Below are 19,791 nucleotides of genomic sequence, written 5' to 3'. Positions count from 1 at the left end.
ACCAGAAAGCAGACCTGATGCTCCGCATCGCCGTGCCCAACAAGGGCTCGCTGTCCGAGACCGCCTCCGAGATGCTCAAGGAGGCCGGGTACGCCGGTCGCCGTGACCCGAAGGCGCTCCACCTGCTCGACGAGCGCAACGGCGTCGAGTTCTTCTTCCTGCGGCCGCGGGACATCGCGACGTACGTCGGCTCGGGTGCGCTCGACGTCGGCATCACCGGCCGCGACCTCCTGCTCGACTCCGGCTCGGCGGCACACGAGGTCGATGCGCTCGGGTTCGCCGACTCGACGTTCCGGTTCGCCGGCACACCCGGCCGGTTCACCGACCTGCAGGACCTCGACGGCGTGCGGGTGGCGACGAGCTACCCGGGCCTGGTCGGGGAGTTCCTCGCGCAGCACGGCGTCACCGCGACCCTCGTGAAGCTCGACGGTGCCGTGGAGAGCGCGGTCCGGCTCGGCGTCGCGGACGCGGTGGCCGACGTCGTGTCGACCGGCAGCACGCTCCGCGCGGCCGGCCTCGAGATCTTCGGCCCGGTCATCCTGGAGTCGACGGCGCTGCTCATCTCGACCGACGAGACCATCCCCGGCATCGACGTCCTCCGCCGTCGGCTGCAGGGCGTCCTGGTCGCCCGCGGCTACGTGATGCTCGACTACGACATCCCGACCGACCTGCTCGAGCAGGCGACCGCGGTGGCGTCCGGCATCGAGTCCCCGACGGTCTCCCCGCTGCACGGCCGCGACTGGTCGGCCGTGCGGGTGATGATCCCGCGCGAGGACGCCAACCTCATCATGGACGCGCTCTACGACCTCGGCGCCCGCGCGATCCTGGTCAGCCCGATCCACGCCGCGCGCCTGTGAGCACCCCGACGACGGGCACCCCCGCGGCGCAGGGCGGCGTGGCCGTGCGGGTCGTGCCGTGCCTCGACGTGCAAGGCGGCCGGGTCGTCAAGGGCGTCAACTTCCTCGACCTGCAGGACGCCGGCGACCCCGTCGAGCTCGCCGCCCGCTACTACGAGCAGGGCGCCGACGAGCTGACGTTCCTCGACGTCGGGGCCACGGTCGAGAACCGCGCCACGATGTACGAGACCGTCACCCGCACCGCCGAGCAGGTCTTCATCCCGCTCACGGTCGGCGGCGGCGTGCGGAGCGTCGACGACGTCTCGCGGCTGCAGCAGTGCGGCGCGGACAAGATCGGCGTGAACAGCGCCGCGATCGCCCGCCCCGCCCTGGTCGGCGAGATCGCGGACCGCTTCGGCGCGCAGGCGGTCGTGCTGTCGCTCGACGTCAAGCGCAGTGACCGGATGCCCTCGGGCTTCGTCGTCACGACGCACGGCGGCCGCACGGAATCCGACCTCGACGCCATCACGTGGGCCCGCGAGGGCGTGGAGCGCGGCGCCGGCGAACTGCTCGTCAACTCGATCGACGCGGACGGCACGAAGGAGGGGTTCGACCTCGACCTCATCGCCGCGGTCCGTGCGGTCTCCTCGGTGCCGGTGATCGGCTCCGGAGGCGCGGGGCGCGTCGACCACTTCGCCCCGGCCGTCGAGGCGGGCGCCGACGCGGTCCTCGCCGCCAGTGTCTTCCACCGCGGCGAGATGACCATCGGGGACGTCAAGGCCGCGCTGCGCGCGGCCGGGCACCCGGTCCGCTGACCCGCCGCCGTAGGCTAGGAGCCTCATGACCGACAGCACCAGCACCAGCACGGACGCGGTCCTCGACCGCGCACGGTTCGGGCTCGACGGGTTGCTCCCCGCCGTCGTGCAGGAGGAGTCCACGAAGGACGTCCTCATGCTCGGCTACATGGACCGGGAAGCCCTCCGCCGCACCCTCACGGAGGGGCGGGTGACCTTCTGGTCGCGATCCCGGCAGGAGTACTGGCGGAAGGGCGACACCTCCGGGCACGCCCAGTACGTCCGCGCTGCGGCGCTCGACTGCGACGACGACACGCTGCTCGTCACCGTGCAGCAGGTCGGCGCGGCGTGCCACACCGGCGCGCACCGCTGCTTCGACGTCGACCCGCTCGACCCGGTGACGGCGTCCGCGCCGTCCCCGGCGACGTCCGGTGCACCGTCGTCGACGGCACCGTCGTCGACCGGGGCGAGCACGGCAGTGGAGGAGACCCCGTGACGGCCGCGACCGGCTCGGAGCAGCCGCACACGACCTCCCGAGCGGAGTTCGACGCGCTCCTCGGTGACCACCGGGTCGTCCCCGTCGTGCGCGCGCTCTACGCGGACAGCGAGACGCCGGTCGGCGTCTACCGGAAGCTCGCCGACGGCCGACCCGGGTCCTTCCTGCTCGAGTCCGCGGGCCAGGGCGGACTCTGGTCGCGCTGGTCGTTCGTGGGCGTGCGCAGCTTCGGCGTGCTCACGCAGGACGGCGACCGCGCCGTGTGGGTGGACACCGGGATCCCCGCGTCGCGCGCCGTGGACTCGCTCGACGGAGCCCCGCTCGAGGTGCTCGGGCGCCTGCACGAGCGCTGGGCGACGCCGCGCATCCCCGGCACGCCGCCGCTCGTCGGCGGCACCGTCGGCTTCATCGGGTGGGAGGCCGTCCGGCAGCTCGAACACCTGCCCGACGTCCCGCCGTCGGACTTCACCGTGCCCGGGCAGGCACTCGCGTTCGTGTCCGAGCTCGCCGCGCTCGACCACCGCACCGGACTCGTGCTGCTCGTCGCGAGCGTCCTCGCCGACGGCACCGACGACGCCGACACGATGTGGGCGGACGCCCAGTCCCGGCTCGACCGCATGCAGGGCGACCTCGTGCAGCCGTCCGTCGCCACCGTGGCCGAGGCGTTCGACATCGCCGAGCCGACCCCGACGCACCGCTCGACGCCGGACGAGTACATGGCCGCCGTCACGCGGTCGAAGGACTTCATCCGCGACGGCGACGTGTTCCAGGTCGTCATCTCGCAGCGCTTCGACCACGAGGTCACCGCCGAACCGCTCGACGTCTACCGCGTGCTGCGGACGCTCAACCCGAGCCCGTACATGTACTTCCTGTCGCTCGCCGACACAGCGGGCGACCCCTACTGGATCGTCGGCGCCTCGCCCGAGGCCCTCGTGAAGGTGCAGGCCGGACGGGCCATCACGCACCCGATCGCAGGTTCCCGGCCCCGCGGCGCCACCCCGGAGGAGGACGTCCGGTTCGGCGAGGACCTGCTCGAGGACCCGAAGGAGCGCGCCGAGCACCTCATGCTCGTCGACCTGGCGCGCAACGACCTGCAGAAGGTGTGCGAGCCCGGCACGGTCGCCGTGACCGAGTTCATGACGGTCGAGCGGTTCAGTCACATCATGCACCTCGTGTCGAGCGTCGAGGGGGCCGTCCGTCCGGACGCGACCGCGATCGACGTCTTCCGGGCGACGTTCCCGGCCGGCACGCTCTCCGGGGCGCCGAAGCCGCGCGCGCTCGAGATCATCGACGAGCTCGAACCGGCGACCCGCGGTGCCTACGCGGGCGTCGTCGGGTACTTCGACTTCGCCGGGGACGCCGACCTCGCGATCGCCATCCGGACCGCCCTGATCCAGGACGGGGTCGCGCGGGTGCAGGCCGGTGCCGGGCTCGTCGCCGACTCGGACCCCGCGACCGAGCACGCCGAGGCCGTCAACAAGGCCGCGGCGCCGCTGCGCGCGGTGGCGACCGCCAACCGGATGCGCGAGGTGCGCCCGTGACGTCCCGCCGCTCCCGACCGCTCGTCGTCGTCGCGGGCCTCGCGGTCGCCGGGCTGATCATGCTCGCGTGGACGCAGACCTGGTTCATCGTGCACCTGCAGACCGGGTCCGCCGTCCGGTCCACGGTGGACGCCGACGGTGCCGCCGTCGTGCCGCAGTACACCGCGCTCGCCATCGCCAGCCTCGCGCTGTTCCTCGCGATGACCATCGCCGGGCCCGTCGTCCGGGTCGTGCTCGCCTGCATCGAGGTGCTGCTCGGCCTCGGGGTGGTCGCGACCGGCATCGTGGCGCTCACCGACCCGGTGGCCGCGGCGAAGAGCGCGGTGGGTGAGGTGGCCGGGGTCAGCGACCTCGGTGCCGTGCGCCGAGCGGTGTCGAGTGTGGACGTGTCCGGCTGGCCGGTGGTCGGCATCGTGGGCGGGGCCCTCGCGGTCGTGCTCGGGATCGTGGTGCTCGTCGTGCAGCGCTCGTGGCCGGGCCCGAGTCGGAAGTACGGCGCGGCGACGGCCGGGGCGCAGGCGCAGGCCCGTGCAGCGGCCCCCGTGCAGCGTGACGCCGTCGTCGACTGGGACGACCTCAGCGCCGGCGTCGACCCGACCGAGGTCGAGCCGGCCGCGGGCGGCGCGGCCGGGGGAGCCGCGCCGGACGACACGGTAGGATCGGATCGGCGCCGGTCAGACGACGACGCCGGAACAGAACGAGGAGCACCGTGAGCAACACTGAGCCCGCAGAACTCGGCGAAGGCCACTCGCCGGCAGCCTGGACCGCCGTCGTGATCATGCTGATCGGATTCGCGGCCGGCACGCTGTTCTTCTGGTTCGACCAGGCCTGGGGCGTCTGGGCCTCCGCTGCCGTGGTGGTCATCGGCCTCGTCGTCGGCGCGGTCATGAAGCGCGCGGGCTACGGCGTCGACGGCCCGAAGTTCGTCCCCAAGCACCACGGCGAGTAGGTCCCGCATGGCGAACGTGCTCGAGACCCTCGTCGCCGGTGCGCTCGAGGACGCCGCGGCCCGTCGCCTCGACCGTCCGTACGCGGACGTCGAGCGTGACCTCGACCGCGTCGCGTCCCCGCTCGACGCCCTCGACTTCCTGGCACCGGGCGACCGGGTGAAGATCCTCGCCGAGGTCAAGCGCGCCAGCCCGTCCCGCGGGTCGATGGCCGCCATCGAGGACCCGGCCGCCCTCGCCGCCGACTACGAGCGCGGTGGGGCGTCGACGATCAGCGTGCTCACCGAGGGGCGGAAGTTCCTCGGCAGCCTCGCCGACCTCGAGGCCGTGAAGGCCCGGGTCGGCGTGCCGGTGCTCCGCAAGGACTTCATCGCGGACCCGTACCAGGTGATCGAGGCGCGGGCGTCCGGCGCCGACCTCGTGCTGCTGATCGTCGCGGCGCTCGACCAGGCCCGCCTCGTCGAGCTGCACGCCCTGGCCGAGGAACTCGGCATGCGGGTCCTCGTCGAGGCACACTCCGCCGACGAGGTCGCACGTGGCCTCGACGCCGGCGCGCGGATCCTCGGCGTGAACGCCCGCGACCTGACCGACTTCTCGCTGGACCGCGACCTGTTCGGCTCCCTCGCCGACCGGATCCCCGACGGGGTCGTCCGCGTCGCCGAGTCGGCCGTCGCCGGTCCCGCCGACGTCGCGCACTACCGCAGCGCGGGTGCCGACGTCGTCCTGGTGGGTGAGGCGCTCGTCACGGGCGACGACCCCGCCGCCACCCTCGCGTCCTTCGTCGCCGCAGCGGACGGCCTCGGCCGTCCCCGCGGCTGAGCGACGCCCACCAGTCGTCCACCGGCCCCGCCGGCCGGAACGGCTCCGTCCCCGCCGACCGCACCGCGTCCCGCGCTCCGCGTCCGGCACCTCCCGGGAGACCCATCGTGACCTCACTCCGCGACCTGCAGGGCCCGTACTTCGGCGACTTCGGCGGACGCTTCGTCCCCGAGTCGCTCGTGCTCGCCCTCGACGAACTCGAAGCCGCCTTCCGCGAGGCCTGGGCCGACCCGGCCTTCCGCGAGGAGCTCGACACCCTCCAGCGCGACTACACCGGTCGTCCGTCGATCATCACCGAGGTGCCGCGGTTCGCGAAGCACGCCGGTGGCGCCCGGGTGATCCTCAAGCGCGAGGACCTCAACCACACCGGCTCGCACAAGATCAACAACGTGCTGGGCCAGGCGCTCGTGGCGAAGCGGCTCGGCAAGACCCGCCTGATCGCCGAGACCGGCGCCGGTCAGCACGGTGTCGCCACCGCCACCGCGGCGGCGCTGTTCGGCATGGACTGCGTCGTCTACATGGGCGCGGTCGACACCGAGCGCCAGGCCCTCAACGTCGCCCGGATGCGCCTGCTCGGCGCCGAGGTGATCCCGGTCGAGACGGGTTCGCGCACCCTGAAGGACGCGATCAACGACGCGCTCCGCGACTGGGTGGCGAACGTCGACTCGACGCACTACCTGCTCGGCACGGTCGCCGGCCCGCACCCGTTCCCGGAGATGGTCCGTGAGTTCCACAAGGTGATCGGCGAAGAGGCCCGGCAGCAGGTGCTCGACAAGGTCGGTCGGCTGCCGGACGCGGTCGCCGCGTGCGTCGGCGGCGGGTCGAACGCGATGGGCATCTTCGAGGCGTTCCTCGACGACGAGTCCGTCCGCCTGCACGGGTACGAGGCGGGCGGGGACGGCATCGAGACCGGGCGCCACGCCGCGAGCATCTCCCTCGGCCGCACCGGCGTGCTGCAGGGGACGATGTCGTACCTCATGCAGGACGAGGACGGCCAGACGATCGAGAGCCACAGCATCTCCGCCGGCCTCGACTACCCGAGCGTCGGCCCGGAGCACGCCTACCTCGCCTCGATCGGCCGCGCGACCTACGAGCCGATCACCGACGCCGAGGCCATGGAGGCCTTCCGCCTCCTCAGCCGCACCGAGGGCATCCTCCCCGCGATCGAGTCGTCGCACGCCCTGGCGGGCGCGATCAAGCTCGGCAAGGAGCTCGGCCCCGACGGCGTCATCCTGGTCAACCTCTCCGGACGTGGCGACAAGGACGTGGCGTCCGCGAGCCGGTACTTCGGGATCCTCGACGAGAACGCGGTGCAGCTGTGAGCACGGACGAACGGACGACGGGCCACTCCGTCGCGACCACCATCGACGCGGCGAACGCCGAGCGCGCCGGCGCCGTCGTCGGCTACCTGCCGGCCGGCTTCCCCGACGTGCAGACGAGCGTCGACGCCGCCGTCGCCCTCGCCGAGAACGGCGTGGACGTCATCGAGCTCGGCCTGCCGTACTCGGACCCGGTGATGGACGGCCCGGTCATCCAGCGCGCGGCCGAGGAGAGCCTGGCGAACGGGTTCAAGGTCGCGCAGGTCTTCGACGCGGTGCACGAGATCACCAGCCGCGCCGACGTCCCCGTCCTCGTGATGACGTACTGGAACCCGGTGCTCCGGTACGGCGTCGAGCGGTTCGCCGACGAACTCGTCGCCGCGGGCGCCTCCGGCCTCATCACGCCCGACCTCATCCCGGACGAGGGCGGCGCGTGGATCAGCGCGTCCGAGCGGACCGGCCTCGACCGGGTCTTCCTCGCCGCCCCGTCCTCCACCGACACCCGGATGCGCCAGGCGGTCGAGACGAGCCGCGGCTTCGTCTACGCGGTCTCCACGATGGGCGTCACCGGCGCCCGGGTCGGCGTCGACACCGCCGCGCGCACGGTCGTGTCCCGCCTGCGGGACGCGGGCGTCGAGCGCACCTGTGTCGGCCTCGGCATCTCGACGGCCGACCAGGTGGCCGAGGTGCTCGAGTACGCCGACGGCGCGATCGTCGGCTCCGCGTTCGTGCGCGCCCTCGCCGACCTGGGCGTGCAGGGTGTGGCGGACCGGGCGGCAGACCTCACGGCCGGCGCGCAGCGCCGCTGACGGTCCACCTGCCTCGTACAGGAGGCGCGGTGCAGGTGACCGACACCGGTCACCTGCACCGCGCCTGGCGTCCGTCGGGTCACGGTTCCCACAGGACCGTCCGCCGCGGTCCTGCCCACCCCTCTGCCCGCGCTACAGTGATCGGGGCCGACGCGTGCGTCGGCCGTCGGCCCAGCCAGCACCGAAAGGCGACAGCACCGCAATGGCCCTCCTGAGCATCCCGAGCCCGAGCACCGCGTGGCAGTACTTCGACCTGACCGCGTGGCTGCGTGACGTGTTCGGCTGGTCGTTGCCGCTCGACTTCCGCATCCACGCCTACGCGATCTGCATCCTGCTCGGGATCGTCGCGGCGGTCGTGCTCGCCAACCGTCGGCTCAACGCCCGGGGGGTCGAGCGCTGGATCATCATCGACATCGCGATCTGGGCGGTGCCGCTGGGCATCATCGGTGGACGGCTGTTCCACGTCTTCACCCACGTCAGCGACTACTTCGGTCCGGGCCGCGACCCGCTGAGCTTCCTCTACGTCTGGGAGGGCGGCCTCGCGATCTTCGGGGCGCTCATCCTCGGCTCCGTCGGCGCCTGGATCGGCTGCCGTCAGGTCGGCCTCCGCTTCACCTCGCTGATCGACGCGATCGCGCCGGGTGTGCTGCTCGCACAGGCGTTCGGTCGCCTCGGCAACTACTTCAACCACGAGCTGTTCGGCATGCCGACCAGCCTGCCGTGGGGGCTGCAGATCGAGTCGTCGAACGCGGCGTTCCCGAAGGGCCTGCCGGAGGGCACGCTGTTCCACCCGACGTTCCTCTACGAGATCATCTGGAACGTCTGCGGCGTCGTGGTGATCCTGCTGCTCGACAAGCGCTTCCGGCTGCAGTGGGGCAAGGTCATGGCCCTGTACCTGATCTGGTACGGCACCGGCCGCTCCGTGCTCGAGTCCATCCGCGTCGACACGAGCGAGACCTTCGCCGGCATCCGCACGAACGTCTGGATGGCCTTCGCCGCGATCCTGATCGGCATCATCGTCTTCCTCGTGCAGACGCGACGGCACACCGGCGCCGAGCCGAGCCCGTACCTGCCGGGTCGCGGGCCGCGCGCGAAGTCCGATGTAGACTCGGACGACACCTGGTCGGAACACGACGACGACGCCGCGGCGCCCGTCGAGGGCTCCGATCCGGTCCCGACCGCCGCTGGTCGAGCCTAGGGAAGCACCCCTCCCGCGTCGCCGGTCTCCGCCGGTGCCGACGACCAGCAGCCCAGAGCCGCACCACCTCCCTCCGGGTCCGCCACAAGCGGGCCGACACCTCGCACGCCGACGGGGCAACTCCCCGACGGTGGGCACGGGCACCAGTCCCGCCCGCTCGGGCGGAACGCACCACCGGGCCACCGCTGTCCCTGTTCCACTTCCTCGTGAGGACGGTTCCCCAATGGCGCTCCAGCCACCCCAGTCCCCGGCACCGCTCGTGCCGCCGCACCGTCGGTTCTCGGCCGTCCCGGACGCCGTCGGCATGTACGACCCGGCGAACGAGAAGGACGCCTGCGGGCTCGCGATGGTCGCGACCCTCCGCGGCACCGCCGGGCACGACATCGTCGACGCCGCGCTCGGTGCCCTGCGCAACCTCGAGCACCGCGGTGCCGTCGGTTCGGACGCCGGCACCGGTGACGGCGCGGGCATCCTCTGCCAGGTGCCGGACGCGTTCCTGCGCGACGAGGTGTCGTTCGAGCTGCCCGCCGCGGGGGAGTACGCCGTCGGCACGGCCTACCTGCCGCTCGACGACGACGCCCGGCACGCGGCCAAGGGCGCCGTCGAGCGCCTGGCGCGCGAGGAGGGCCTCAAGGTCCTCGGCTGGCGCGAGGTGCCCGTGCGCCCCGAGGTGCTCGGCACCCTGGCCCGTGCGGCGATGCCCGCGTTCGAGCAGCTGTTCGTCTCCTCGGTGCGTCACGACGTGCACGGCGCGTCGTGGAGCGGGATCGCCCTCGACCGGCAGACCTTCCGGCTCCGCAAGCGCGCGGAGCACGACACCGAGGTCTACTTCATGTCGCTGTCGAGCCGGACCATGGTCTACAAGGGCATGGTCACGACGCTCCAGCTCGAGCCGTTCTACCCCGACCTCTCCGACGAGCGCTTCGCGTCGAAGCTCGCGATCGTGCACTCGCGCTACTCCACGAACACGTTCCCGTCGTGGCCGCTCGCGCAGCCGTTCCGCACGCTCGCGCACAACGGCGAGATCAACACCGTGCGGGGCAACCGCAACTGGATGCGTGCCCGTCAGTCCCAGCTCGAGAGCGAGCTGCTCGGCGACGTCACGCCGCTGCTGCCGATCGTCAGCCCGGGCGCGAGTGACTCGGCCTCGTTCGACGAGGTCCTCGAGCTGCTCACCCTGACCGGTCGCTCGCTGCCGCACGCGGTGTCGATGATGGTTCCGGAGGCGTGGGAGAACCAGACCGGGATGGACCCGCAGCTCCGGGCCTTCTACGAGTACCACTCCATGCTCATGGAGCCGTGGGACGGCCCGGCCGCGATCACGTTCACCGACGGCTCGCTGGTCGGTGCGACGCTCGACCGCAACGGCCTGCGCCCCGGTCGGTTCCTGGTCACCGACGACGGCCTCATCGTGATGGGCTCGGAGACCGGCGTCATCGACGTCCCGGCCGGCAAGGTCGTGCGCAAGGGCCGCCTGCGTCCGGGCCGGATGTTCGTCGTGGACACCGAGGCCGGTCGCATCATCGAGGACGACGAGGTCAAGCGCGAGCTCGCGACCGCGGGCCCCTGGACCGAGTGGCTCGAGGAGGGCCGGATCAACCTCGGCGACCTGCCGGAGCGCGAGCACGTCGTGCACACGCCCGCGTCGGTCACCCGTCGGCAGCGTGCCTTCGGGTACACCGAGGAAGAGGTCCGCATCCTGCTGCGTCCGATGGCGCAGACCGGTGCGGAGCCCCTCGGTGCGATGGGCTCAGACACACCGATCGCGGTGCTGTCCCAGCGTCCGCGGCTGCTGTTCGACTACTTCACCCAGCAGTTCGCCCAGGTGACGAACCCGCCGTTGGACTCGATCCGCGAGCAGGTCATCACGTCGATGGGAATGGGCCTCGGTCCGGAGCGCAACCTGCTGTCGGCCGGCCCCGAGCACGCGAAGCAGATCACGCTCGACTTCCCGGTCATCGACAACGACGAGCTCGCGAAGATCCAGCACTTCGAGACCGCTTCGGGTCGGCACCTGACCGTCACGATCAAGGGCATGTACCGCGTCGACGCCGGCAAGAAGGCCATGCAGAAGCGCATCGCCGCCGTGTGCGACGAGGTCGACGCCGCGATCGAGTCGGGCAAGCAGTTCATCGTGCTGTCCGACCGTGACGGCACCGCCGAGCAGGCACCCGTCCCGAGCCTCCTGCTCCTCGCTGCGGTGCACCACCACCTCATCCGCACCGAGCAGCGGATGAAGGTCGGCCTGATCGTCGAGGCCGGCGATGTGCGCGAGGTCCACCACGTGGCGACCCTCATCGGGTACGGCGCGTCCGCGATCAACCCGTACCTGGCCATGGAGACCTGCGAGAACCTGGTCCGCCAGGGCATGATCAGCGGGATCACCCCGGAGCAGGCCGTCAAGAACGTGATCAAGGCGCTCGGCAAGGGCGTCCTGAAGATCATGTCGAAGATGGGCATCTCGACCGTGTCGAGCTACGCCGGCGCGCAGGCGTTCGAGGCCGTCGGCCTGAGTCAGGCGTTCGTCGACCGCTACTTCACCGGTACCTCGTCGATCCTCGGCGGCGTCGACATCGATGTGATCGCGAAGGAGAACGCCGAGCGTCACGCGCAGGCGTACCCGCAGGACGGTGCCGTGCTGTCCCACGAGCGGCTGCAGACCGGCGGCGAGTACCAGTGGCGCCGCGAGGGCCCGCCGCACCTGTTCAACCCGGACACGGTGTTCCGCCTGCAGCACGCGACGCGATCGCGCCGGTACGACATCTTCCGCGAGTACTCGAAGGCCGTGGACGACCAGTCCGAGGAGCTCATGACGCTCCGGGGGCTGTTCCGCTTCCGCGACGGCGTCCGCACGCCCGTCCCGCTGGACGAGGTCGAGTCGATCGAGTCCATCGTGAAGCGGTTCAACACCGGCGCGATGTCCTACGGCTCGATCTCGCAGGAGGCGCACGAGACCCTCGCGATCGCGATGAACCGGCTCGGCGCCCGCTCGAACACGGGCGAGGGCGGTGAGGACGTCGAGCGGCTGCTCGACCCCGAGCGTCGCAGCGCGATCAAGCAGGTGGCCTCTGGTCGGTTCGGCGTGACGAGCATGTACCTGACGCACGCCACCGACATCCAGCTGAAGATGGCGCAGGGTGCGAAACCGGGCGAGGGCGGCCAGCTCCCGCCGCAGAAGGTGTACCCGTGGGTCGCGCGCACCCGGCACGCGACCGCCGGCGTCGGCCTCATCTCGCCGCCGCCGCACCACGACATCTACTCGATCGAGGACCTCAAGCAGCTCATCTTCGACGTGAAGCGGGCGAACCCGTCGGCACGCGTCCACGTGAAGCTCGTCAGCCAGTCCGGCATCGGTGCGGTCGCGGCCGGCGTCACGAAGGCCCTCGCCGACGTGGTGCTCGTGTCCGGCCACGACGGCGGCACCGGCGCGAGCCCGCTGAACTCGCTCAAGCACGCCGGCACCCCGTGGGAGATCGGGCTGGCCGAGACGCAGCAGACCCTCATGCTGAACGGCATGCGCGACCGTGTGGTCGTGCAGGTCGACGGGCAGATGAAGACCGGACGCGACGTCGTCGTGGCCGCGCTGCTCGGTGCCGAGGAGTACGGCTTCGCCACCGCGCCGCTCGTGGTCGAGGGGTGCATCCTCATGCGGGTGTGCCACCTCGACACGTGCCCGGTCGGCGTCGCGACGCAGAACCCGGAGCTCCGCAAGCGCTTCACCGGCAAGCCCGAGTTCGTCGTGAACTTCTTCGAGTTCATCGCACAGGAGGTCCGTGAGCTCCTCGCCGAGCTCGGCTTCCGCACCCTCGACGAGGCGATCGGCCAGGCCGACGCGCTCGACGTCGACCGCGCGGTGGAGCACTGGAAGGCGTCGGGGCTCGACCTCGGCCCGGTGCTCGCCGGCCCGACGTTCGACCGCGACGAGCCGCGTCGCCACGTGCGCGAGCAGGACCACGAGCTCGACGAGCACTTCGACGTCCAGCTCATCCAGCAGACCGCCGACGTGCTCGAGCACGGCGGCTCGGTGACGCTCGACCTCCCGATCCGCAACACCGAGCGCGCCGTCGGCACCATGCTCGGGCACGAGGTCACCCTGCGCCACGGCGAGAACGGCCTGCCCGCCGGGTCGATCGACATCACCCTGCGCGGTTCCGCCGGTCAGTCGCTCGGAGCGTTCCTGCCGGCGGGCATCACGCTCCGCCTGGTCGGTGACAGCAACGACTACGTCGGCAAGGGCCTGTCCGGCGGCGCGATCGTGGTCCGCCCGGACTCCGAGTCGGCGTTCGACCCGGCCGAGAACGTCATCGCGGGCAACGTCATCGGCTACGGGGCGACGCAGGGCAGCATGTTCATCCGCGGGATCGTGGGCGAGCGGTTCCTCGTGCGCAACTCCGGAGCCACCGCCGTGGTCGAGGGCGTGGGCGACCACGCGCTCGAGTACATGACGGGCGGCCTCGCGCTGATCCTCGGCGAGACCGGCCGGAACCTCGGCGCCGGCATGTCCGGCGGGACGGCGTACGTCCGCGGGCTGCGCGAGGACCACGTGAACAGCGACGCCCTCGCGTCCGGCGAGCTCCGCCTGGAGCCGCTCGACAGCGCGGACGTCGAGATCGTCACGGACCTGCTGCGGCAGCACGAGGCCGAGACGGGGTCGACCCTCGCGGGCGACCTGCTCGCCTCGGGCGACCTCGGCGAGTTCGTGAAGGTGCTGCCGCGCGACTACGCGGCGGTGCTCGAGACCCGACAGCAGGCGGTGGACGAGGGGCTCGACCCCGACGGGACCGTCGTCTGGAACAGGATCCTGGAGGTAACTGGTGGCTGACCCCAAGGGCTTCTTGAAGGTGCAGGAGCGCGAGCTCCCGCCCCGCCGACCCGTGCCCGTGCGGCTCATGGACTGGAAAGAGGTCTACGAGCAGCAGGAGTCCGGCGCGCTCAAGCGGCAGGCCGGCCGGTGCATGGACTGCGGCGTGCCGTTCTGCCACCAGGGCTGCCCGCTCGGCAACCTCATCCCGGAGTGGAACGACCTGACGTGGCGCGGTGAGGGCCGCCAGGCGATCGAGCGGCTCCACGCGACGAACAACTTCCCGGAGTTCACGGGCAAGCTCTGCCCCGCCCCGTGCGAGGCCTCGTGCGTGCTGGGCATCAACCAGCCGCCGGTGACCATCAAGCAGGTCGAGGTCTCGATCATCGAGGACGCCTACAAGAACGGCTGGGTCACCCCGCACCCGCCGGAGCGCCTCACCGGCAAGACCGTCGCGGTCGTCGGCTCCGGCCCCGCCGGGCTCGCCGCCGCCCAGCAGCTCACGCGCGCCGGGCACACCGTCGCGGTCTACGAGCGTGACGACCGGATCGGCGGCCTGCTGCGCTACGGCATCCCGGACTTCAAGATGGAGAAGCGCCAGATCGACGCGCGCCTCGCCCAGATGCAGGCCGAGGGCACCCGCTTCCGTGCGGGCGTCGAGATCGGCGTGGACATCACCTGGGACGACCTGAAGTCCCGCTACGACGCGGTCGTCGTCGCGACCGGCGCCACGGTGCCGCGCGACCTGCCGATCCCCGGGCGTGACCTCGTGGGCGTGCACTACGCGATGGACTACCTCGTCCAGCAGAACAAGGCGAACGCCGGCACCACGGTCGACAACCAGATCACCGCGGAGGGCAAGCACGTCGTCGTGATCGGCGGCGGCGACACCGGCGCGGACTGCATCGGTACGGCGCACCGGCAGGGCGCGCTGAGCGTGACGAACCTGGCGATCGGCAAGCAGCCGCCGCTGGAGCGTCCGACCGAGCAGCCGTGGCCGATGTTCCCGACGGTGTTCGAGGTCACGAGCGCGCACGAGGAGGGCGGCGAGCGGCACTACCTCGCCTCCACCGTCGAGTTCCTCGGCAACGAGGCCGGCGAGGTCCGGGCGCTCCGGGTCGCGGAGACCGAGTACCTCGACGGTCGGCGTGTCCCGAAGAGCGGCACGGAGCGCGAGATCCCCGCGGACCTCGTCCTCATCGCGATGGGCTTCACCGGTCCGGAGACCGAGACGCTCGAGCCGCAGCTCGGCCTGCCGTCGACGGTGTCCGGCGCGGTCGCGCGCCAGGCCGACTACTCGACCAACGAGCCGGGCGTCTTCGTCGCCGGTGACGCCGGTCGTGGCCAGTCGCTGATCGTCTGGGCGATCGCCGAGGGCCGTGCCGCTGCCGCCAAGGTCGACGAGTACCTCGAGGGCTCCACGATCCTCCCGGCTCCCGTCAAGGCGACCGACCGCGCGATCGCCGTCTGATGGCCACCCACTCGTGAGCGTGAGGCCACCGGCACTCGGTAAGGTGCTGGTGGCCTCGCTTCGTTCCGCGCGGCCCCACGGCGCGGAAACCCAAGCACCATCCGAAACCACGAAGGAATCCATTGAGACGCGCAAAGATCGTTTCGACGCTCGGACCGGCAACGTCGGACTACGAGACCGTCAAGGAGATCATCGAAGCGGGCGTCGACGTCGCCCGCCTCAACCTCAGCCACGGTGACTACAGCGTCCACGAGGCCAACTACGAGAACGTCCGTCGCGCCGCCGAGGAGCTCGGCAAGCCGGTCGCGATCCTCGTCGACCTGCAGGGTCCGAAGATCCGGCTGGCGAAGTTCGCCGACGGCCCGCACGAGCTCGCGGTCGGTGACGTCTTCACGATCACGACCGAGGACGTCCCCGGCTCGAAGGAGATCTGCGGCACGACGTTCAAGGGCCTCCCGCAGGACGTCAAGCCCGGCGACCCGCTGCTCATCGACGACGGCCGCGTCCGCCTCCGCGTGCTCGACACCGACGGCGTGCGGGTCCGCACCGAGGTCGTCGTCGCCGGCACCGTGTCGAACAACAAGGGCATCAACCTGCCCGGTGTCGCCGTCAACGTCCCCGCGCTGAGCGAGAAGGACGAGGCGGACCTCCGCTGGGCGATCCGCCAGGGTGCCGACCTCATCGCGCTGTCGTTCGTGCGCAACGCCGCCGACGTCGACCGCGCCCACGAGATCATGGACGAGGAGGGCAAGCGCCTCCCCGTCATCGCCAAGGTCGAGAAGCCGCAGGCCGTCGACGCGCTCGAGGAGATCATCGACGCCTTCGACAGCATCATGGTCGCCCGTGGTGACCTCGGTGTGGAGCTCCCGCTCGAGGCCGTGCCGATCGTGCAGAAGCGCGCCGTCGAGCTGTCCCGCCGCATGGCGAAGCCGGTCATCGTCGCGACGCAGATGCTCGAGTCGATGATCTCGTCCCCGATCCCGACCCGCGCGGAGACCTCCGACGTCGCGAACGCCGTCCTCGACGGTGCGGACGCGGTCATGCTCTCGGGCGAGACCAGCGTCGGCGAGTACCCCGTGCAGACCGTCCGCACCATGGCCCGCATCGTCGAGTCCACCGAGGACCACGGCCTGGAGCGCATCGCGCCGCTCGGCACCAAGCCGCGCACCCTCGGCGGCGCGATCACGCTCGCCGCGGTGGAGATCGCGGAGTTCACCGAGGCGTCCTACCTCTGCGTGTTCACCGAGTCCGGGGACTCGGCGCGCCGCATGTCGCGCCTCCGCCACGGCCTGCCGATCATCGCGTTCACCCCGAACGAGGCGACCCGCCGGCGCATGGCGCTGACCTGGGGCGTCCGCTCGTTCCTCGTCGAGCGCAAGACGCACACCGACGAGCTCTTCTCGCAGGTGGACGACGTGCTCCTCGCGAACGGTCTCGCCGCCCCCGGCGACCGCGTCATCGTGACGGCCGGCTCGCCTCCCGGGCTCGAGGGCTCGACGAACGACCTGCGCGTGCACCGGGTGGGCGACGCCCACGCCGAGGCAGCGCCGGCCTACGTCCGGAGCTGACCGTACGGTCTGCGCACCACGGGGCGCGGACGGGAGGCACGGTGCACCACGCGCCGTCGGCTCCCGTCCGCGCCCCGTCGCGTTCCACCCCCACGGTGCGGTCCGCGCGCCGGTCCGGTCGGCGCACCACGCGCCGTGGAGTCGCCACCCGGGGTGGTGACCGGGCAGGATGACCGGTGTGAACCTCCAGGACGACACCCGGTCCGCTCCCACCGCAGCCGACGTCCGTCGGTGGCGGCGCTACCTCGCCGACGAGCGCGCAGAAGCCGCCGTCTACCGGAACCTCGCCGCACGCCGGTCGGGCGAGGAGCGTGAGATCCTCGCGGCCCTCGCCGAGGCGGAGGGCCGACACGAGCAGCACTGGGTCGACCTGCTCGGGAAGGACGTCGGGCGACCCCTGCGGGGCAGCCTGCGCACGCGGGTGCTCGCCGGGCTCGCGAAGCGGTTCGGCTCCGTCTTCGTGCTCGCGCTCATGCAGCGCGCCGAGGACCGGTCGCCCTACGCCGAGGACGCCGACGCGACCGCGCGGATGGCCGCCGACGAGCGGATCCACGGCGAGGTCGTCCGCGGGCTCGCGAACCGCGGCCGGATGCGCCTGTCGGGGACGTTCCGCGCGGCGGTGTTCGGGGCGAACGACGGCCTCGTGTCGAACCTGGCGCTCATCATCGGCATCAGCGCCTCCGGGGCGGACCGGCACTTCGTGCTGCTCAGCGGCATCGCCGGGCTGCTCGCCGGCGCGCTGTCGATGGGTGCGGGGGAGTACGTCTCGGTGCGGTCGCAGCGTGAGCTCCTCACGGCCTCGGCACCGCACCCCGAGGCCGGACGGGCCGTCGCCGACCTCGACGTCGACGCGAACGAGCTGGCACTCGTCTACCGGGCGCGGGGCATGGACGAGGACGCGGCGCGAGCCCATGCCGACGAGGTCCTCGGCGGCCGTGCGGTGACCGCAGCCGCGGAGGCGGACGACCACGAGGCGATCGGCAACGGCATGAGCGCGGCGGTGTCGAGCTTCTGCTTCTTCGCCTCGGGGGCGATCATCCCCGTGCTGCCGTACCTGTTCGGCCTCGAGGGGTGGGCCGCGATCGCACTGGCCGCCCTGCTCGTCGGGATCGCGCTGCTCGGCACGGGCGCGGTCGTGGGCGTGCTGAGTGGGGCGTCGCCGCTCCGTCGGGCGCTCCGGCAGCTCGCGATCGGGTTCGGCGCCGCGGCCGTGACCTACGGGCTGGGGCTGCTGTTCGGGACCGGCGCGGCGTAGCCGGACGGAGTGGCTCCACGGGGGCGGTGCGCTCGGGCCGCTCCGCTGTGACCTAGCGTCGGACCGCTGCGCGCGGGGGCAGGAGCAGGAGCGCTGCCGCGCCGACGACGATCAGCGCGATGCCCGAGAACACCATGAAGACGGTCAGCGCGAGACCGGGTGCCACGAGCACCACGATGCCGCCGAGCACGGACAGGATCCCACTGACGACCGTCGGGACCCGCGACGACCCGGGGTGCCCGACGAACCCGCCGACGAGCGCCGCGATGCCCTCGACGATGAAGCCGATGCCGGCCAGGAAGGCGTACACGACGAGCGGCACGGCGGGATCGAGCAGGGCCACGAGGCCGGCGAGACCGACGAGTGTGCCGACCACGCCCGAGGTCCAGCGCCACAGCGACGGCGTGCCGTGCCCGCGGACGGCTGCGACGACGCGCAGTGCGCCGGCGACGACGAGGTACACGCCGAAGAGCAGCGCGACGACGACGAGCGACGGGCGCGGCCAGGCGATCGCGACGATGCCGAGGACGATCGCGACGACGGCGGTGACGACCACGAACACACGGAACGTCCGGACGGCTCGAGAGTCCACGAGTACCCCTCCCTGTCGGACCTGCTGTCCCCGACGCTACCTGGCGGTCGCTCCGCGGTCCGGACGCCGTCCGTCCTGCGCGCCCGTTGTGCGCGCCGGTCGCCCGCGGACGGTCAGTCGGCCGGTCCAGCTGGCTCGGCGGGCTCGGCGTCGCGGGTGAGCACGAGGACGGTGACGTCGTCCTCGGCGCGCTCGGCGGCCCGGAGCCGGACCGTCTCCAGGAACGCCGCGGTGCTCCGTGCCCGGCGCAGGGTCTGTGCGAGGTCCCGGAGGGTGTCGACCGTGCCGTCGCCGAGGTCGAGCACACCGTCACTCGCCACGATCAGGGAGTCGCCGGGGGCGAGCACGAGGTGCCCGGCCGAGCGGGGAGTCCCGACGTGGTGCAGGCCGAGCGGGAGCCCGTGCGACCGGAGCATGCGCGCCGTGCCGCCGGCGGTCACGTGCACGGCGAGCCCGTGCCCGGCGTCGACCGTCTCGACCGCGCCGGTGTCGGTCGCCAGCCGCGCGTGGAAGAGCGTCGCGAACGCGTTCGCACGCCCGAGGTCCTCGCTGAGGGCCGGCTCGGCGTGCGCGACCGCGGTGAGCACGTCGGAGCTGCGGTGTTGGCGGAGCGCGGCGCGGATCCCGGCGGCGAGGAGGCCCGCGGGCTGCTCCTTGCCCATCACGTCGGCGAGGGTGAGCGAGAGGCGTCCGTCGACGACCGACCAGTCGTGCACGTCGCCGCTCACGTCGCCGTACGGCACCGTGACCGCCGCGATCCGGTAGCCGCGGAGGTCGACCGGTGCCGGGGCGAGCGCGGCGACGACGTCCTGCAGACGGTCGTTCCGGAGGCCCTGCGCGAGCGCACGCTCCGCCCACCGCCCGAAGTCGATGAGAGCCGCCTCGTCCTGCAGCGAGAAGGCGCGTGGCCGGTCGTCCATCAGGCAGAGGGTGCCGACGGGGATCCCACCCGGCAGCGTCAGGGGGACGCCGGCGTAGAACCGGATGCCGCGGCTCGTCACGCCGGGCAGGGCGGCGGTGCGCGGGTCGAGGGTCGTGTCGGGGACCACGGTCGGCTCCGGTCGCTGCACCGTGAGCTGGCAGAACGACCACTCGACGGGCCCGGTGGTCTGCTCGTCGGCGAGGTTCGGCGTCAGGGTGTGCAGCAGGTCGTCGTCGAGGACGTTGACGTAGGCGTAGGGCACGCCGAAGACCTCGCGGGCGATCCGGACGATCCGTTCGAAGCGTTCCCCCGGTGCCGCGTCGACCACGTCGAGCGCCGCGACGAGGGCCGCCCGTGCGGAGCCGCGGTCGTCGATGTCCATCCGTCACCTGCGCACCCTGATCCTCGGCCGGACCCTCCCGT

The 19,791-nt window shown here is 72.2% G+C and carries 16 protein-coding genes; 14 read left to right on the top strand and 2 right to left on the bottom strand.

The annotated features are described in order from the left end of the window. Positions 1-17 precede the first annotated feature (17 nt). From hisG to ACY3FI_RS08735, 14 genes are all read left to right on the top strand, one after another. Positions 18-857, top strand: coding sequence for an ATP phosphoribosyltransferase (gene hisG / locus ACY3FI_RS08800; protein ID WP_111226125.1), 840 nt, complete (start codon positions 18-20; stop codon positions 855-857). Beyond that, positions 854-1,651 (top strand): imidazole glycerol phosphate synthase subunit HisF, encoded by a 798-nt coding sequence (gene hisF, locus ACY3FI_RS08795; protein WP_462547156.1) that lies wholly within the window; start codon positions 854-856, stop codon positions 1,649-1,651. Before hisG ends, hisF begins: the two co-directional genes overlap by 4 nt. A 25-nt stretch (positions 1,652-1,676) precedes the next feature. Continuing rightward, the gene (gene hisI, locus ACY3FI_RS08790) at positions 1,677-2,126 is read left to right on the top strand and encodes a phosphoribosyl-AMP cyclohydrolase (protein ID WP_462547155.1); all 450 of its coding nucleotides are present in this window, start codon (positions 1,677-1,679) and stop codon (positions 2,124-2,126) included. Beyond that, the gene (locus tag ACY3FI_RS08785) at positions 2,123-3,667 is read left to right on the top strand and encodes an anthranilate synthase component I (protein WP_462547154.1); all 1,545 of its coding nucleotides are present in this window, start codon (positions 2,123-2,125) and stop codon (positions 3,665-3,667) included. Before hisI ends, ACY3FI_RS08785 begins: the two co-directional genes overlap by 4 nt. Then, positions 3,664-4,380 carry a Trp biosynthesis-associated membrane protein gene (locus ACY3FI_RS08780; protein WP_462547153.1) on the top strand — a complete coding sequence of 239 codons (717 nt, stop codon included), beginning with the start codon at positions 3,664-3,666 and terminating at the stop codon, positions 4,378-4,380. Before ACY3FI_RS08785 ends, ACY3FI_RS08780 begins: the two co-directional genes overlap by 4 nt. Continuing rightward, positions 4,377-4,616 carry a DUF6704 family protein gene (locus tag ACY3FI_RS08775; protein WP_462547152.1) on the top strand — a complete coding sequence of 80 codons (240 nt, stop codon included), beginning with the start codon at positions 4,377-4,379 and terminating at the stop codon, positions 4,614-4,616. Before ACY3FI_RS08780 ends, ACY3FI_RS08775 begins: the two co-directional genes overlap by 4 nt. A 16-nt stretch (positions 4,617-4,632) precedes the next feature. Beyond that, positions 4,633-5,433 (top strand): indole-3-glycerol phosphate synthase TrpC, encoded by an 801-nt coding sequence (trpC, locus tag ACY3FI_RS08770; RefSeq protein ID WP_462550333.1) that lies wholly within the window; start codon positions 4,633-4,635, stop codon positions 5,431-5,433. A gap of 107 nt (positions 5,434-5,540) precedes the next feature. Then, complete coding sequence (trpB, locus tag ACY3FI_RS08765; RefSeq protein ID WP_462547151.1) at positions 5,541-6,755, top strand: tryptophan synthase subunit beta; 1,215 nt, start codon at positions 5,541-5,543, stop codon at positions 6,753-6,755. Next, positions 6,752-7,561 (top strand): tryptophan synthase subunit alpha, encoded by an 810-nt coding sequence (trpA, locus tag ACY3FI_RS08760; RefSeq protein WP_462547150.1) that lies wholly within the window; start codon positions 6,752-6,754, stop codon positions 7,559-7,561. The genes trpB and trpA overlap by 4 nt, the downstream gene beginning before the upstream one ends. A gap of 202 nt (positions 7,562-7,763) precedes the next feature. Then, positions 7,764-8,759, top strand: a complete 996-nt coding sequence (gene lgt / locus ACY3FI_RS08755) for a prolipoprotein diacylglyceryl transferase (RefSeq protein WP_462547149.1) — start codon at positions 7,764-7,766, stop codon at positions 8,757-8,759. A gap of 304 nt (positions 8,760-9,063) precedes the next feature. Further along, complete coding sequence (gltB, locus tag ACY3FI_RS08750) at positions 9,064-13,581, top strand: glutamate synthase large subunit (RefSeq protein WP_462550332.1); 4,518 nt, start codon at positions 9,064-9,066, stop codon at positions 13,579-13,581. After that, positions 13,574-15,031 (top strand): glutamate synthase subunit beta, encoded by a 1,458-nt coding sequence (locus ACY3FI_RS08745; protein WP_462547148.1) that lies wholly within the window; start codon positions 13,574-13,576, stop codon positions 15,029-15,031. The genes gltB and ACY3FI_RS08745 overlap by 8 nt, the downstream gene beginning before the upstream one ends. A gap of 122 nt (positions 15,032-15,153) precedes the next feature. Next, positions 15,154-16,599, top strand: a complete 1,446-nt coding sequence (pyk, locus tag ACY3FI_RS08740) for a pyruvate kinase (RefSeq protein WP_462547147.1) — start codon at positions 15,154-15,156, stop codon at positions 16,597-16,599. A gap of 169 nt (positions 16,600-16,768) precedes the next feature. Next, entirely contained in the window at positions 16,769-17,854 is a 1,086-nt protein-coding gene (locus ACY3FI_RS08735; RefSeq protein ID WP_462547146.1) for a VIT1/CCC1 transporter family protein, read from the top strand. Positions 17,855-17,906: 52 nt separating this feature from the next. Here ACY3FI_RS08735 and ACY3FI_RS08730 read toward each other — a convergent pair whose 3' ends face one another. Next, positions 17,907-18,446 (bottom strand): HdeD family acid-resistance protein, encoded by a 540-nt coding sequence (locus tag ACY3FI_RS08730; RefSeq protein WP_462547145.1) that lies wholly within the window; start codon positions 18,444-18,446, stop codon positions 17,907-17,909. Between the two features lie 113 nt (positions 18,447-18,559). Beyond that, complete coding sequence (locus ACY3FI_RS08725) at positions 18,560-19,750, bottom strand: PP2C family protein-serine/threonine phosphatase (protein ID WP_462547144.1); 1,191 nt, start codon at positions 19,748-19,750, stop codon at positions 18,560-18,562. Positions 19,751-19,791 lie beyond the last annotated feature (41 nt).

The organism is Curtobacterium sp. RM9, from assembly GCF_054956955.1.
Note: the sequence above shows the minus strand (reverse complement) of the source record. Positions and strands in the feature narration are given on the sequence as shown.